The sequence below is a fragment of the Clostridium sp. CM037 genome (genome assembly GCF_055081095.1).
This window is the reverse complement of the sequence record NZ_CM143650.1, coordinates 1,152,377-1,168,688: the sequence shown is the minus strand read 5'-3', so window position 1 is coordinate 1,168,688 and position 16,312 is coordinate 1,152,377. Positions and strand designations below refer to the sequence as shown.

The following is a 16,312-nucleotide window of genomic DNA, read 5'->3' as shown; positions in this document are numbered from 1 at the left end:
TATAAAGTTTATTTCTTTTGAAAATTCAGATAAACCATTATATAGTATTAAAATTAAAAGCACCGATTCATTTCGGTGCTTTTTATGTTATAATGTTTATAGTTAATTTTACATGAAATGATACCGTTCATTATTGTTTTATATTAAGCAGACTACAAGGAGGAACAGATATGTTTGAGGATGCTTTAGACTTAGCTGAAAATAAGCTTCTTTTACTTTATATATTTTATAAAATAAAGCTCCCTATTTCTAATATTCAAATAACGCAAATTATTTTAGAGAATAATTTTATAAATTATTTTACTTTGCAACAATATATTACTGAACTTATTGCATCTAACCTACTTAAGCATACTGATCAGAAAGGTAAACATAGATTAGTCATTTCGCAAAAAGGTGACAATGTTCTATCTTTATTTAAAGGAAGAATTTCTGAAAGCAAGATACAACTTATTGATAGCTATTTGAAAGTTCATATTGAAAACATCAAAAAAGCACTCACGGTTAGTGCTGATTACACAATAGAAAACAATAATAATTATTTAGTTAACCTAACCGCTTCAGAAGATAATTTTACACTTATAGATATTAAACTTAGTGTTGCGTCGAACAAGCAAGCACGAAGTTTATGCAGTAAATGGAGAAAAAACCCTTCTGAACTTTATGCTAAAATAATTAATCTTCTCATAGATGATTAATCTTAATCTTCTATAGAAGCTGATTTTTATAAAAGCGCCATACCTGTGGGCTCTCCGCCAATAGAGATGGCTTTTTTATTTTCAGTAATTTTATCAATTCTAAAAAGCAAATTGTTATAATTATCACCTACATACAAATATTTTTCATCTTCGAGTATTCCCCTAGGCATACCCCCAATTTTAATTTTTTTTATCTCTTTGTAATTATTTATGTCTAATATACTCACCGTGCCATCTCCAAAATTTGATACATAACAGTATTTTTCATTACAATACATGTCCACAGGCGAATTACCAACAGGTATCTTGTATAATACGTTATAGTTTTTTAATGAAATAATGCTTATACTTCCCTTATTGTCCATACCTATATTGCTCTCGCAAACTAAAATATAATTTCCATCCGGGGTAATTAGAGCTTTAGTAGGATATGCCCCCACCCTAATATTTTTAATATTTGTGTTCTGAGCACAATTTATTATTGTTATGCTGTCACTATTCATATTTGCCACTATAATAAGGTTCTTTCTTTTACAAAGATAAATACTATGTGGTGAGTTACCACATGGAATTACTTCTACAATTGTTTTTTTGTCTAAATCAAAAACTATTATATCATCAGAATCTCCACAAATAACATATGCCCTATTATCATAAACTGATAAATCATTACAATGCATACCTATAAAATAACTTTCTGTTTCATTATTATCAATATCAACCATAGAAATACTATTATCATAACTATTAGCTGTTAATATCTTGTTTTTATATATATATATACCATGAGGACCAATTCTTTCGAGATTTTTTTTATCCAAATATATTTTTTCTTCTTCTATAAACAAATCCAAGTTAACTTTTGATATGCAATCTGCTGAAGTACTACACACATATAACTTTCTCAAATCCTTCACCTCCCCATAACCATAATATGAAAATAGCGCTAATATGCTAACAATGTTTTCATTAAAATTAAATTCTTGAAATGAGGATACTTAATAGTATATAATAACTATTGTAATTATTAATATTACAAAGGACGGAGGAGTAAATTATGTATAGTTATGAGCCAAAAGGCGTTTGTTCAAAAAAAATAACTTTTGAAGTCGTTGACGATAAAATAACAAATGTTGTTTTCACAGGAGGATGCGCTGGAAATTTAAGTGGAATTTCAACCTTAGTAAAAGGTATGGAAGTTTCCGAAGTTATAAAAAAACTTAAGGGTATTAACTGTGGTGGTAAAAGCACTTCTTGCCCAGACCAATTAGCTTTGGCACTGGAGGAATTAGTTGCAAAGGCTTAACCAAATAAAAAAAGACACATATTATCTAGTAATATGTGTCAGACCGTTGACAAACATAAAATGTAAAACACTCTAATTTAAAATTGGAGTGTTTTTTTCATATTCAAAAAGGATTTTAGGACATCAATGTCGAATATATATAGTATACAAACTTTATAATTCGGAGGGCATTATTATGATTAATGAAAAAAACTTCACACAACAAAAACTAGAAATGGTGTATTTAGAAGATTTAGTTCCTAAAGACCATATTTTGAGAAATATAGATAAATACATGGATTTCTCTTTTATAAGAGAACTGACTAAAAAATATTACTGCTTAGATAATGGAAGACCTGGCGTAGATCCCATTCTACTTTTTAAAATGCTGTTTATTGGGTACTTATTTGGAATAAAATCTGAACGACAACTTGTAAAGGAAATTGAAGTAAATGTGGCTTATAGATGGTTCCTAGGGCTAAGTCTTACTGATACTATTCCAGATCATTCAACAATTAGCCAAAATAGACGTAGACGATTTAAAGGAACAGATGTGTTTCAAAAAATATTTGACGAAGTAGTATTTAAGGCTATAAATCTTAAGATGGTAACCGGTAAAATACTTTACACAGATTCTACACACCTAAAAGCAAATGCTAATAAGCGAAAGCTTGTGAAAATTGAAGTTGAAAAAACGCCGAAAGAATATGTAGCTGAACTTAATAAAGCAGTGGAAGAAGATAGAATAAACCATGGTAAAAAACCTTTAAAAGAAAAAGAACCTGTTACCAAAATAAAAGAAACTAAAGTTAGCACAACCGACCCCGACAGTGGATATATGATGAGAGATGGCAAGCCGGAAGGCTTCTCATATTTAGATCACAGAACTGTCGATAGCAGACATAATATAATTACTGATGTGTATGTTACTCCTGGAAACATAAATGATGTTGATCCTTATATCGATAGATTAGATGTGCAAATAAAAAAGTTTAATTTTAATACAAAATATGTTGGTGCAGATGCTGGTTATGCTACAAATCTTATATGTAAAAAACTATATGAGAGGGAATTAAAATCTGTAATGGGATACCGTAGGTCTCCACATACAAAAGGAATGTACACAAAAAATAAATTCCAATATGTTAAAGAGCAGGACATTTACGTATGCCCTGACTTAAGGGCTTTACATTATAAAACAACAACAAGAGAAGGATATAAAGAATATGTTGGTAATGCAAAATATTGCGACATATGTCCAAACAGAGCTCAATGCTTTTCTGCAAAAAGCAAGTTTAAAACTATTAGAAGACATGTTTGGGAAACGTATAAAGAAGATGTTGTAAAGTTCACCAGAACAGATAAAGGCAGAAATATATATAGAAGAAGAAAAGAAACTATAGAGCGAAGCTTCGCAGATTCAAAACAACTGCATGGGCTTCGCTATTGCCATATGCGTGGATTAGAAAATGTGCAAGAGCAGTGTCTGCTTACAGCAGCAGTGCAGAATATGAAAAAGATAGCTAGCCTGCTATCTTTAAGGTTTTTTGATTTTCTAACTAAGAACATAGTTGTTATTTTAAATTTATCCATAACTCAAAATGCTATCGCATAATTGCATGTAAAAAGCCCAGTATAATAAAAAAATTATACTGGGTTTGTAAACAACCTGACACATATTATCTAGTAATATGTGTCAATTTATTTTTAACGACATTTCAGCTCCACAGGAGATGATTTAATACTATTAATAGCTGTGAACATTTCGTATTATTTTTCTCATATCTCCCACCATGTATAAAGAACCTGACACTAACAGTAAATCATCTTCATCGCAGTAGCTCAAAGCTTTTTTATATGCATCCTCATAATCTTCAATTGCCTCGCAACTCATAGTATATTTTTCTACTTGGATTTTTAATTCTTCGCAGAGTTCTGCCCTATCGCTATGGGGGGTAACAGTAATAACTCTACTCACCTTTGGAACTATAGTTTTTATCATCTCTTCCACTTGCTTATCCGCAAGGATTCCTAAAATTAATATGATTTTTTTGTAGTTAAAGTACATATCAATACTCTGCGTAAGTTTTTGTATACCATCTATATTGTGTGCACCATCTATAACTACTAAAGGCTTTTTATGCATCATCTCAAGCCTTGCTGGCCACACTACACTCCCAAGCCCTGTTATTATATGATCTCTATTAATCATTGCGCCTTGCTCTATAAGCTCCTCTATAGCATGAACCGCTACAGAACAGTTTAGTAATTGATGTTTTCCTAAAAGTGATAAATCAATAGTATAATCATTATTTGAAGTTTGCACTTTCAATTTTTGAGTTATAGCATTATTGATAGTACACATTGTTTCTTCCATTGAATCCACTGCACTATATTGTAAATTTTTCTTACCTAAGTATACCGCTGAATCCTGTGATACTTTTATTAATTTGCATTTTTTTTCTCTACATATTCTTTCTATTACTTCTTCGCTTTGTTTTAGTTGCGGAAACATAACTACGGGAATCCCCTCTTTAATAATACCTGCTTTTTCACAAGCAATTTTAGCGATGGTATCTCCGAGTATTAGCGTATGGTCCAAACTAATAGATGCAATAATACTTAAAATAGGTGTAATTACATTTGTTGAGTCAAGCCTTCCACCCATCCCTACTTCAACCACTGCAAAATCTATATTGTTTTTATAAAAATATAAAAAACCCGCGCAGGTAATGATTTCAAACTCTGTTGGATTACTATATCCTAGTTCCACTACCTTTTCTACCGCTTTAGAAACCTCTGTTACAACATCACTTAAATCTCCTTTAGAGATGTTTTTATTATTTATTTGCATTCTTTCTTCAAACTCTTCAATAAATGGCGAAATATATGAGCCTACTTTATATCCAGCTTCGACCAAAATCGTAGTCACCATAGCAGTAGTTGAACCTTTCCCATTAGTTCCTGCAATATGTATACACTTTAATTTTTTATGTGGGTTTCCTAAAAGTTCTAATATTTTTTCAGTTCTCTCAAGCCCAAGTTTGCTACCAAACTTTGCTGTATTTTTTATGTAAGCTATAGATTCATCATAATTCATGCTTATCCTTCCTTTCAAAATAAATAACTATGTCCGGTTAAATTTTATACCAACTTAGTGGCAGTTAACAACCTTTTTTATAAAAAATCCAAAAAATTTGTAACACTTTAATCATTACTCAAATAAAATATTCTAAGTAATTCTTTTTAGGAATTATTTTATGTATAGATACTGCCTACTAATACCTGAGAAAATATTAGAGACGGTTAACATCTATTCCCCCATTAGATCTGTTAACCCACCTCTTTTATTTTCATAAAAATGCCCTACAGCATAGACTTTTATCTACTCTATAGGGCATTTTATTATTTTGCTATTTTATGTTGTTTAGCAGCAGTTACGTAGGCTTTTTGGAACCAATGTTTTCCTAAAGCTGATGTACGAACTCCCATAATATTTGGTTTTGAAACCATTGTATTTGTATACCCATAAATAGGAATTACAACATCATTGTTCATAATAATGTCTTCTGCTTCATGCAAAATAGCCATTCTCTTAGCTGGATCTAATTCCTTTTTTGCAGCTATTATTTTTGCATCATATGCTGGATTACTGTATCCAGCGTCATTATTTCCTGAACTTGTTGTAAATAAATCAAGGAATGTCATTGGATCTGTATAGTCTGCATTCCAGCCATTTCTTGCAAGAATATATTGCTTAGTATTTCTTGTTTGTATGAATACCTTCCATTCTTGGTTCTTAAGTTCTATATTTACTCCAAGATTTGTTTTCCACATATCTTGAACTGCAGCAGCTATATTTTGGTGTCCCGCAAGGGTGTTATAGAGTAAAGTTATTTTAGGGAATCCTTTTCCATCTGGATACCCTGCTTCAGCTAGTAATTTTTTAGCTTGAGCTATATCTCCCTCCGCTGGGTAGTAAGCTTTATTTGCAAAATCCTTACCATTTGGTTCTAGACTCCCTTTTGGAACAAATGACGTTGCTGGGGTTTGCCCACCTTTACTAACGTTATCAACTATGTCTTTTCTGTTAAGGGCAAGCGATAATGCTTTTCTTACTTTAGGGTTTTGTATAGCCTTAGCAGCCTCTGGATTTATCTTAACCGCCTCTGCTGTAAGATTTAGCACATAGTAGTAAGTTGCATAATTAGGAGTGATTTTGCAACTACCATCTGCTACAAGCGCAGGAATTTCTGATTGTGGTGGGTCTTTAATGAGATCCATTTGACCGGCTTTATATGCTGAAAGTGCTGCTGTTTGATCCTCTAACATTTTATAGTTAAGAGTATCAAGTTTAATATTTTTAACATCCCAATATTTGTCGTTTTTTACAAAAGTCAAAACATCCTTAGGTTTCCATTCTTTCATTTTAAATGCACCATTAGTAATATAAGTTGCAGGTTTGGTTGCCCAAGAAGCATCTTTATCTGCTACATCTTTTCTAATCGGCATATATGTTTCGAAAGCCATAAGTGATAAGAAGTAAGCAGTTGGGTTTTCGAGGGTAACTACAAGAGTTGAATCATCTTTAGCCTTAACTCCGACTTCATCAACAGTTGCTGATTTTACACCAGCTGTTTTCTTGTCAGCTACAAGTTCGCTTTCATTATACCCTTGCGCATTCTTCAAGTAAAAAAGTTGATAAGAATATACAGAAGCAGTTGCTGGCTTTAAAACTCTTTTCCACGCATATTCGAAATCACCAGCAACAACTGGTTTGCCATCTGACCATTGAGCGCCACTTCTAATATGAAACGTATAAGTCAAACCATCTTTTGACATTTCATACCTATCAGCCATACCTGGAATTGGTTTATCTTTATCATCCAATCTCATCAAACCCTCAAAAGCATTTCCGATAACATCTGCACTGTCACTTGCCTGACTTAATGCTGGATCGATAGTCTTAGGTTCTGCACCTAAATTGAAAGTTATTACCTGCGGCACCTTGCCATTAGCCTCTGGTGCTGCTTTAGTGCCACAGCCCGATAGCAATGATACCCCTAAGGTTACCGCAAGCAAAGTTGCACTAATCTTTGTTGATTTATTCATTTTTATTATTCCCCCCTGTTATATATATATAAATATTCGTTGCAAAGCATCGAATTATACTCAATAATATATTCGCTAAACAAAATTTTTATACCATTTAAAATAAATGACAAGCCACAAAGTGGTCTGCCCCTAAATTTTTAAGCTCTGGGTCTACCTCTGAACATATTGCCTTAGCATATTTACATCTACCTTTAAATCTACATCCCGGTGGAGGATCTATAGGTGATGGTATTTCTCCCTCAAGCATAATCCTCTTTCTTAGTGCTGCACCTTCAGGGTCCGGTATTGGAATAGCCGAAAGTAGCGCCTGAGTATATGGATGCATTGGGTGGCTATATACCTCATCACTTTTACCTATTTCAACCATTTTACCTAAATACATAACTCCAATTCTATTTGATATATGCTTAACCATTGATAAATCATGAGCTATAAAAAGATATGTTAATCCCATATTTTCTTGCAACTCTTCGAGCATATTTATAATCTGTGCTTGTATGGAAACATCAAGTGCAGATATAGGTTCATCACAAATTATAAATTCTGGTTGCACTGCTAGAGACCTAGCTATACCAATTCTTTGTCTTTGACCACCAGAAAATTCATGTGGATATCTGCTAGAATGTTCACTGTTTAATCCCACCGTTGTTAACAGTTCTTGAATTCTTGCCATTCTATCCTTACCTTTATAAACACCATGAATGTCAATTGATTCACCAACTATGTCGCCAACAGTCATTCTTGAATTTAACGAAGCATAGGGGTCTTGGAATATCATTTGAATTTTTTTTCTATAAGGAAGCATCTGCTTTTGACTTACCTTTGATAAATCATGTCCATCGTATATTATTTGTCCACCAGTTGGTTCATATAGCTTTATTATTGTTCTTCCACAGGTTGTTTTACCACAGCCTGATTCTCCCACGAGTCCTAAAGTCTCACCTTTATTGATCGTAAAAGAAATACCATCTACTGCTTTTACATAACTATGAGCTGTACCAAACAATCCCTTTTTAACAGGAAAATATTTTTTCAAATCTTTTATTTCAACTAATACTTTTTCAACACTCATTATAAACTCCCCCTTCCAACAGGTGCTTTTACCTTAGGTGCACTAGGGTGATTTAGCCAACAAGCTGCATTATGCTCAGGACTAATTTGAAATAATAGCGGTCTTTGCTTTTCACAAATCTTCATAGAATAATTACATCTAGCTGCAAATGGACATCCCACAGGAGGTTTTAACAAATCTGGCGGTTGACCCTCTATTGGTTTCAATTTTTCCCTTATGGTACTTTGGGGATTTGGAATACTATTTAAAAGCCCCCAAGTATATGGATGCCTTGGATTATAAAATAAGTCCTTAGTAGAACCCGTTTCTGCAATTAATCCACCATACATAACATTTATTTTGTCACAAACATCTGCAACCACGCCTAAATCATGCGTTATAAGAATAATAGAAGTGTTTAATTTTTCTTTAATATCCTTCATAAGTTCAAGAATTTGTGCCTGTATAGTAACATCTAGGGCTGTTGTAGGTTCATCTGCAATTAACAATTTTGGTTCACAACATAATGCCATAGCAATCATTGCACGTTGTCTCATACCACCAGAAAATTCATGAGGGTATTGTTTCATTCTTTTTTCAGGACTTGGGATTCCAACTAATGAAAGCATTTTCACTGACTTATCATAAGATTCTTGCTTACTTAATCCTCTATGTTTAAGTAATGGTTCCATTATTTGATTACCTATGTTGAATACAGGATTTAGGGAAGTCATGGGGTCCTGAAATATCATTCCAATTTCATTTCCTCTTATTTTTTCCATTTCTTTCTCGGAAATCTTTGCTAAATCTTTTCCTTGGAATAGCATTTCACCATCTATTATTTTCCCTGTATCAGCAAGTAGTCTCATAAGTGACATCATAGTAACGCTTTTTCCACTTCCGGATTCTCCAACTATTCCAAGAGCCTCACCTTTATTTAAGTAAAAGGATACTCCACCTACAGCCTGCACCTCTCCTACATGTGTAAAAAAAGATGTTTTTAAATTATTTATTTCAAGTAATTTTTCCATAATTCCCCCCTTACTTATTTTCTCATCTTTGGATCTAGAGCATCTCTTAAGCCGTCACCAAGGAAATTAAATGCAAGTATTGTTAAACAAATTGCCATCGCCGGGAAAAACAACTGTAATGGGTAAAGTTGATATCCATCTAATGCTTCTGACGCAAGACTTCCCCATGATGCTTGAGGTGCAGAAATTCCAAGTCCTATAAAACTAAGAAAAGCCTCTGTAAAAATAGCACCTGGTACAGACATTGTCATTGTTACTATTATCGGTCCCATACTATTTGGAATAAGATGTTTTAGTATTATTCTCATGCTAGACGCACCTGAAACCTTTGCAGCAAGAACAAATTCCTGTTCCTTCAGTGCCATAACTTGCGAACGAACTATTCTTGCCATTACCACCCAAAAGGATATTGCCATTGCAATTATAATATTTAACATACCCCCATCAGCTGATGGATGATTTGGTTTAGTAAGTATAACCATCAAGAGAATAACATAAATCATACTAGGTACTGACCAAATTACATCAACAATCCTCATCATTAAATTATCAACAATACCACCTGCATATCCTGCAATACTGCCATATAAAATTCCTACAACAAGATTTAATATACTTGCAACATATGCAATGATAAGTGAAATTCTTGCTCCATATAATATTCTTACAAATTGGTCGCGACCAAACTTATCAGTACCGAGCCAATGAGTCGCACTAGGGTTTTGGTTTGCAATTCTAAAATTCTGAGAATAATAATTATACTTTGATAGCATTGGGCCAACTATAGCAAGTATAGTTATTAATATAACAAAAACTAATCCTCCCATCGCAAGCTTGTTTTGTTTTAATCTTCTCCAAGCATCCTGTAGATAAGTTTCACTTGGTCTAACTATCTCATTCATTTTTTTCTTGTCATTTGGTATTTTTTCAAATAACTCACTATTTATCTCCATGTTTATGCACCCCCTATTATTCAATTTTTATTCTTGGGTCAATTACTGCGTAAAGTATATCAACAACAAAATTAGAAAGTACTAAGAAGGTAGCATCTAAAGTTACAAAACCTATTATCACGGTGTAATCTCTGTTTGTTATGCTTGTAATGAATTCTCGGCCCATACCTGGGATACCAAACAGCCCTTCAATTACAAAGCTACCAGTTAAAACAGCAGCAAGAAGTGGTCCAATATAAGTTACAATAGGAATTAATGAGTTTCTTAAAGCATGTTTATATATAACTGCATTTTTAGAAAGTCCCTTAGCCCTTGCAACTCTAATATAATCCGTCCTTATAACATCAAGTAAAGCCGACCTTCCAAGTCTTGCAACAAATGCCATTGAAGATGCTCCAAGAGCAATTGACGGAAGAACATAATCCATAGGAGATTCAAGCCCTATGGCATGAAATATACTCATCCTTATTGCAAACACATAAATCATTAGTGTCGCAATTACAAAACTTGGTACCGTAATGCCAATGGTTGAAATAAACATACATAATTTATCCGGCCATTTTCCTTGATGGAGGGCTGCAACTATTCCTAGATATACACCTAATACCATGGCAAAACCTATAGCAACCACCCCTAATCTAGCAGAAACTGGAAGTGAATATCCTATAATTTCATTAACTGTTCTTCCTTCATATGTCATTGAAGGACCTAGGTCCCCATGCGAAAGGTTTTTTAGATACATAGTGTATTGTTTAAATACAGGTTTGTCCAAACCAAATTTCTTGTTCAAATTCTCTAAAACCTGTGGATTAAGCTTTTTTTCACCAGAAAATGGTCCGCCAGGCATTAATCGCATTAATAAAAAAGTTATTGTGATAACGACGAAGATTGTAATCACAGTTGAAAATAGTCTTTTAACAAAGAAATTTAACATCTTTTGCCCTCCCCGTTCTTATAATATTGGTACTTTTCTTCCCCCTTATATAAACACTAATCTTGTTTTTTGAATTATAGCTTATTATCTTACCTTTATTAATTTTAAGAATACAAGACTATCTCGTTGTTGAAAGATTCGAAATTACTTACACTATTGAAGTTGCTCCGGATAAATATTTCATTTTAAAATATTTTCATGTAACTATTCCGTTATCAAATCATTTAATTTATCCGATTTTTTTTAACATGTCCATTTTACAACAATAAAATAATTTGATATATTATTCATATATTATTCATATATCTTTTATATTCCTTCATATTTCATAGCCATCTTAACCTTTATAAATGCTGATATGAAAAATATTCACAGTATTATTTTGCACTATCGTAGGTCCTCCCCTTTAATCTTATTTTAAGTATAATAATATTTTTCCAAAAGTCAATGTATTTTTTGTAAGTAAATCCATATATTATCCATGTTTCACTTGTGATTCGTTCGTATTTTTTATATATTTTGTATGTTTTGTAAAATACATTAGTATATATAACAGGTTTCATTATGAAAATAAATTCATAGTAATCTATATTTCTATTTATGAAAAAGGAATTAATAATAGAATTAAACTAATGAAATATATTTTTATATGTTTCATTAGTTTTAATAGTTGGCCACCTCTAAATTCCATTTACCTTTTTTCACTTATCTTATAGTAGATCAAATTAGAGAATCTTTTCTCCTGTTCTTTATCAATACACCTTGCATAATTATTGTATGCTGAACTCACAAATTCATTTTTTTCAACATTCCAACTTTTCATTTGTATGGTAAAAACAAAAAAAACTATAGAATAGACTTTTCAAGTGTCTATTCTATAGTTTATCTTGCTTTTTATTAAAGATTATTTCAAGTTTTCTATACTTTTAATTACTAAATCATACATTTCTTTATATTTTTCACCCTTAGCTTTTTCCTCTTCAACCACTTCAATTGGAGCTTTAGCTGTGAATCTCTCATTACAAAGCTTTTTCTCTACTCTATCTATTTCTTTTTTTAGTTTTTCTTTTTCTTTATTTAATCTTTCTAATTCTTTTTCTAAGTCTACAAGCTCAAGTAATGGCATATATACCTGCGCGCCCTTAGTTACTACTGTAACTACATTTTCTGGTGCTTCGGCTTTTGTAGCTAGAAACTTTACCTCACTAGCTGATGCAAGTTTTTGAAAATAAACCATACCTTCCTCAAATGCCTCTTTTGCCTCTGTAGCATATATAAATACTTTAGCTTTTCTTGAAGGTGCTACATTCATATCTGATCTAGCATTTCTTACATCTTTTATCGCTTCTATAATATAATTCATATTTTCCTGCGCTTTTTCATCTTCAAGATCATCGTCATACTCTGGCCACTTAGAAATCGTTATAGATTCATACTCATTATCTAAGTGCGTATAAATTTCTTCTGTTATAAATGGCATAACAGGATGAAGTAATTTAAGCCCAGTTTTTAATACATTGTTTAATACATTTAATGCGATGCCTTTAGCCTCTCCATCTTCTGCGTATAATACTGGTTTAACAAGTTCAATATACCAATCACAGAATTCTGTCCACATAAAGTCGTGAGTCTTTTGAAGTGCTATCCCTATTTCATATTTCTCAATATTTTCTGTAACTTCTTGTACGACAGTGTTCATTCTTGATAGTATCCATTTGTCTGCAACAGTGTAATTTTTATTATCTTTATATTTCTCCATTAATTCGCAATTATTGTTCATCATAACAAATCTAGAAGCATTCCAAATTTTATTAGCAAAGTTTCTAGCTGCTTCAACTCTTGACTCATAGAACCTTATATCACTACCTGGAGAATTTCCTGTTGCTAGCGAAAATCTTAGCGCATCTGAACCATATTGGTCTATTACGTCTAATGGATCGATACCATTTCCTAGAGATTTAGACATTTTTCTTCCTTGATCATCCCTAACCATTCCGTGTATTACTACTGTTTCAAACGGCACTTCCCCTAAATTATAAATCCCTGAAAAAATCATTCTTGCTACCCAGAAGAATATAATATCATATCCAGTTACTAAAACACTTGTTGGGTAGAACTGTTTTAAATCCTCTGTGTTATTTGGAAATCCAAGTGTTGAGAAAGGCCACAATGCTGAACTAAACCAAGTATCAAGTACATCTTTATCTTGATTAAGATTTGTGCCATTGCATTTAGTACAATTTGTTGGCGCATTAACTGAAACTATAATTTCCCCACAATCTTTACAGTACCATACTGGAATCCTATGTCCCCACCATAATTGTCTTGATATACACCAATCTTGAATATTCTCCATCCAATTGAAGTACGTTTTTTCAAATCTCTCTGGAACGAATTTAGTTTTATTTTCTCTTACGGCGTCGATTGCTGGCTTTGCAAGAGATTCCATTTTAACATACCATTGTTTTGATAACATTGGTTCTACAGTGGTTTTACACCTATCATGAGTACCTACATTATGAGCATGATCTTTTATTTTAACAAGTAGTCCTGCATTATCTAAATCTTCTACCATGACCTTTCTTGCGTCATATCTATCAAGACCTGAATATTTTCCATAACCTTCACATATAGCTGCATTTTCATTCAAAACTACTATTTCGGGGAGATTATGTCTCCTTCCTACTTGATAATCATTAGGATCATGCGCTGGAGTAATTTTAACTGCGCCTGTTCCAAACTCTATGTCAACATAATCATCTGCAATTATTGGTATTTCTCTATTTACTAGAGGTAGCATTATTGTTTTTCCTACTAAATGTGTATACCGTGGATCTTTAGGATTTACAGCAACCGCAGTATCTCCAAGCATGGTTTCTGGCCTTGTGGTAGCTATTTCTAAAAATTCATCACTACCTACTATTGGATATTTTATATGCCAAAAGTGACCCTCTTGTTCTTCGAACTCTATTTCAGCATCTGAAATTGCAGTCATGCATTTTGGGCACCAGTTCGTTATCCTATTTCCTTGGTATATTAGTCCATCCTTATATAATTTAACGAAAACTTCTCTTACAGCATGATTTAAATTTTCATCCATAGTAAAGCTTTCGCGGGTAAAATCAACAGAACATCCCATCTTTCTTATTTGACCTCTTATTTTTTCTCTATATTCATTAGTCCACTCCCAAACTTTTTCAAGGAAGGCTTCTCTTCCCATTTCTTTTTTCTTAAGCCCTTTTTTTAAAAGTTCATTTTCAACCTTTACTTCTGTTGCAATACTAGCATGGTCCTCACCAGGAAGCCACAAGGTATTGTACCCTTGCATTCTTTTAGTTCTTATTAGAATATCTTGAAGAGTATTATCAAGAGCATGCCCTAAATGTAATTTCCCTGTAATGTTTGGTGGGGGCATTACTATTGTAAATGGTTTTTTATCTTTATCAACGGTTGGAGTAAAAAATCCTTTTTCTTCCCACCATGCGTAAAGTCGTTCTTCAAACTCTTTTGGATCATAATTCTTAGCTATATTTTTATTTTCTTCCATTATTAACTCCTCCTATACAATAATTAGTATATCAATTGTTTTATTCATAAATTTTATAAAAACAATAAAAAAAGACCCTTCGTCTATAAAAGGACGAAAAGTTCGCGGTACCACCTTTTTTCCTGCAATTTTGCAGGCTCTTTATAATTTAACGATTAAGAAAACCGTCTTTGCCATCTACTCATAATTACATGAATGGGCAAAGAAGCTCCGAAGCTACATTCAAGGTTTTTCATATAGAAGATCTTACAGCCTACGGATCTTCCTCTCTTAATATTAATTTTCCCCTACTCCTCTTCATCTAAGCTTTTGAATATTTTATGAAATTATTATTTAGTTGTTCAGTTATTATTCACTTGTCTTTCATTTATTGTATACCTCTTAATTTACATATGTCAAGGCATTTCATTTCTAAGCTTCTAAATTAATTTAAAATGTAACATTTAAGTGATATTTCATATTATATAATGATAAGAACTATATAATATGGAGGTATCTATGAAGATAAAAAAAATCTCGATTTTTTCCCTGCTTCTTTCTCTGGCATTAATAGCTACCGTATTTTCCGGATGTAAAAAAAACACTAATGAAGCTTTAGTAAAAGTGAAATTAAATGAAGTGGTTCGTTCTATTTTCTATGCCCCTATGTATGCAGCTATTTCCCAAGGCTTCTTTAAAGAAGAGGGTATTGAAATCAACCTTTCAACAGGGCAAGGAGCGGACAAAACTATGCAGCAAGTATTAAGCAAATCTGTAGATATAGGTTTCTGTGGACCTGAGCAAGTTATTTACATCTATAATCAACACCGAGAAGACCATCCTGTTATTTTTGCACAATTAACACAAAAAGATGGATCTTTCTTAGTAGGTAGAAATGCTGAATCGAATTTCAAATGGGAATCCTTAAAGGGTAAAACTGTAATAGGAGGAAGACCTGGCGGCGTACCTGAAATGGCTTTTGAATATGTTTTAAAAAATCACGGTATTAAACCAGGTGTTGATATAAATCTTGTTACGAACCTCGCTTTCACAGCTACATCTGGTGCTTTCAAGGGCGGAACAGGTAATTATGTTACTCTTTTTGAACCTAGTGCTAGCATGATGAAAAAAGATAATTCTGGACATATTGTAGCCTCCGTCGGAGAGTCTGCTGGAACCATACCTTATACATGCTTTTTTGCTACAAAATCTTATATAGAAAAAAATCCAGAAATGGTGCAAAAATTCACTAATGCAATATATAAAGGTCAAAAATGGGCAAGTAGTCATTCCGATAAAGAAGTAATGACTTCAATTAAATCTTATTTCCCTGGTGCAGATGAGGCTGTTCTTACTTCATCTATTAAAAACTATAGAGATATAAATGCTTTTGCTCCGAACCCAATATTAAAATCAGATGACTTAACAAAGCTTATGGATATAATACAATCTTATAACGCAGCGTTAATTCCCGAAAGACCATCTTTCAATAAAATAGTCAACAATAGCTTTAGTGACAAAGCAGTAAAAGACTTAAAATAAAAAGTAAAAAAGTATATATTACTATTAATGCATTCACTTCGCTAAGAACTAATACTTCTCTATAATCCCCCCAAAAGTCTTTTAGCCGGTGGGCTGCAGATGTGGTACACATCCTTTGAATTTAATATTCGTAAAACAAGAATTTCCAAATGAAAACTCAACCTCAATTAACAACTC

Annotated in this window: 12 protein-coding genes and 1 other annotated feature; of the genes, 4 read left to right on the top strand and 8 right to left on the bottom strand. The window is 32.7% G+C overall.

What is annotated here, in order from left to right; translation table 11 throughout:
• Nucleotides 1-170 precede the first annotated feature (170 nt).
• The gene (locus tag ACWJKP_RS05480; RefSeq protein ID WP_165414216.1) at nucleotides 171-698 is read left to right on the top strand and encodes a DUF4364 family protein; all 528 of its coding nucleotides are present in this window, start codon (nucleotides 171-173) and stop codon (nucleotides 696-698) included.
• 26 nt (nucleotides 699-724) lie between these two features.
• Here the strand turns inward: ACWJKP_RS05480 and ACWJKP_RS05475 are convergent, their stop codons facing one another.
• Nucleotides 725-1,606: a YncE family protein gene (locus tag ACWJKP_RS05475; protein ID WP_165414215.1), complete on the bottom strand. Its 882-nt coding sequence runs from the start codon at nucleotides 1,604-1,606 to the stop codon at nucleotides 725-727.
• Nucleotides 1,607-1,755: 149 nt separating this feature from the next.
• On the opposite strand from ACWJKP_RS05475, the gene ACWJKP_RS05470 reads away from it, so the two are divergent.
• Together ACWJKP_RS05470 and ACWJKP_RS05465 are read left to right on the top strand one after the other, a co-directional pair.
• Nucleotides 1,756-2,004 (top strand): TIGR03905 family TSCPD domain-containing protein, encoded by a 249-nt coding sequence (locus tag ACWJKP_RS05470; RefSeq protein ID WP_165414214.1) that lies wholly within the window; start codon nucleotides 1,756-1,758, stop codon nucleotides 2,002-2,004.
• Between the two features lie 175 nt (nucleotides 2,005-2,179).
• Nucleotides 2,180-3,598 (top strand): IS1182 family transposase, encoded by a 1,419-nt coding sequence (locus ACWJKP_RS05465; RefSeq protein ID WP_224578694.1) that lies wholly within the window; start codon nucleotides 2,180-2,182, stop codon nucleotides 3,596-3,598.
• A gap of 132 nt (nucleotides 3,599-3,730) precedes the next feature.
• On the opposite strand, the gene ACWJKP_RS05460 is transcribed toward ACWJKP_RS05465, so the two are convergent.
• The 7 genes from ACWJKP_RS05460 to ACWJKP_RS05430 form a co-directional block, all read right to left on the bottom strand.
• Nucleotides 3,731-5,083, bottom strand: a complete 1,353-nt coding sequence (locus tag ACWJKP_RS05460) for a bifunctional folylpolyglutamate synthase/dihydrofolate synthase (RefSeq protein WP_165413900.1) — start codon at nucleotides 5,081-5,083, stop codon at nucleotides 3,731-3,733.
• A 305-nt stretch (nucleotides 5,084-5,388) separates the two neighbouring features.
• Complete coding sequence (locus tag ACWJKP_RS05455; protein WP_165413899.1) at nucleotides 5,389-7,095, bottom strand: peptide ABC transporter substrate-binding protein; 1,707 nt, start codon at nucleotides 7,093-7,095, stop codon at nucleotides 5,389-5,391.
• Between the two features lie 97 nt (nucleotides 7,096-7,192).
• The gene (locus ACWJKP_RS05450) at nucleotides 7,193-8,170 is read right to left on the bottom strand and encodes an ABC transporter ATP-binding protein (RefSeq protein ID WP_165413898.1); all 978 of its coding nucleotides are present in this window, start codon (nucleotides 8,168-8,170) and stop codon (nucleotides 7,193-7,195) included.
• A complete protein-coding gene (locus ACWJKP_RS05445) occupies nucleotides 8,170-9,180 on the bottom strand; it encodes an ABC transporter ATP-binding protein (RefSeq protein WP_165413897.1) in 1,011 nt (336 codons plus the stop codon). The genes ACWJKP_RS05450 and ACWJKP_RS05445 overlap by 1 nt, the downstream gene beginning before the upstream one ends.
• A 14-nt stretch (nucleotides 9,181-9,194) precedes the next feature.
• Nucleotides 9,195-10,133 carry an ABC transporter permease gene (locus tag ACWJKP_RS05440; protein ID WP_165413896.1) on the bottom strand — a complete coding sequence of 313 codons (939 nt, stop codon included), beginning with the start codon at nucleotides 10,131-10,133 and terminating at the stop codon, nucleotides 9,195-9,197.
• 16 nt (nucleotides 10,134-10,149) lie between these two features.
• Nucleotides 10,150-11,067, bottom strand: a complete 918-nt coding sequence (locus ACWJKP_RS05435; RefSeq protein ID WP_165413895.1) for an ABC transporter permease — start codon at nucleotides 11,065-11,067, stop codon at nucleotides 10,150-10,152.
• Between the two features lie 904 nt (nucleotides 11,068-11,971).
• The gene (locus ACWJKP_RS05430) at nucleotides 11,972-14,614 is read right to left on the bottom strand and encodes a valine--tRNA ligase (protein ID WP_165413894.1); all 2,643 of its coding nucleotides are present in this window, start codon (nucleotides 14,612-14,614) and stop codon (nucleotides 11,972-11,974) included.
• An 86-nt stretch (nucleotides 14,615-14,700) separates the two neighbouring features.
• Nucleotides 14,701-14,927 (bottom strand) — a binding site (T-box leader).
• Nucleotides 14,928-15,112: 185 nt separating this feature from the next.
• Between ACWJKP_RS05430 and ACWJKP_RS05425 the strand changes: the two genes are divergently transcribed.
• Nucleotides 15,113-16,135 (top strand): ABC transporter substrate-binding protein, encoded by a 1,023-nt coding sequence (locus tag ACWJKP_RS05425; protein ID WP_165413893.1) that lies wholly within the window; start codon nucleotides 15,113-15,115, stop codon nucleotides 16,133-16,135.
• Nucleotides 16,136-16,312 lie beyond the last annotated feature (177 nt).

What these genes read in the sequence shown, in the direction of transcription:
- ACWJKP_RS05430 (WP_165413894.1), bottom strand. Translation starts at nt 14,614, where the DNA reads ATGGAAGAAAATAAAAATATAGCTAAGAATTATGATCCAAAAGAGTTT.
- ACWJKP_RS05440 (WP_165413896.1), bottom strand. Translation starts at nt 10,133, where the DNA reads ATGGAGATAAATAGTGAGTTATTTGAAAAAATACCAAATGACAAGAAA.
- ACWJKP_RS05445 (WP_165413897.1), bottom strand. Translation starts at nt 9,180, where the DNA reads ATGGAAAAATTACTTGAAATAAATAATTTAAAAACATCTTTTTTTACA.
- ACWJKP_RS05425 (WP_165413893.1), top strand. Translation starts at nt 15,113, where the DNA reads ATGAAGATAAAAAAAATCTCGATTTTTTCCCTGCTTCTTTCTCTGGCA.
- ACWJKP_RS05435 (WP_165413895.1), bottom strand. Translation starts at nt 11,067, where the DNA reads ATGTTAAATTTCTTTGTTAAAAGACTATTTTCAACTGTGATTACAATC.
- ACWJKP_RS05455 (WP_165413899.1), bottom strand. Translation starts at nt 7,095, where the DNA reads ATGAATAAATCAACAAAGATTAGTGCAACTTTGCTTGCGGTAACCTTA.
- ACWJKP_RS05465 (WP_224578694.1), top strand. Translation starts at nt 2,180, where the DNA reads ATGATTAATGAAAAAAACTTCACACAACAAAAACTAGAAATGGTGTAT.
- ACWJKP_RS05470 (WP_165414214.1), top strand. Translation starts at nt 1,756, where the DNA reads ATGTATAGTTATGAGCCAAAAGGCGTTTGTTCAAAAAAAATAACTTTT.
- ACWJKP_RS05480 (WP_165414216.1), top strand. Translation starts at nt 171, where the DNA reads ATGTTTGAGGATGCTTTAGACTTAGCTGAAAATAAGCTTCTTTTACTT.
- ACWJKP_RS05450 (WP_165413898.1), bottom strand. Translation starts at nt 8,170, where the DNA reads ATGAGTGTTGAAAAAGTATTAGTTGAAATAAAAGATTTGAAAAAATAT.
- ACWJKP_RS05460 (WP_165413900.1), bottom strand. Translation starts at nt 5,083, where the DNA reads ATGAATTATGATGAATCTATAGCTTACATAAAAAATACAGCAAAGTTT.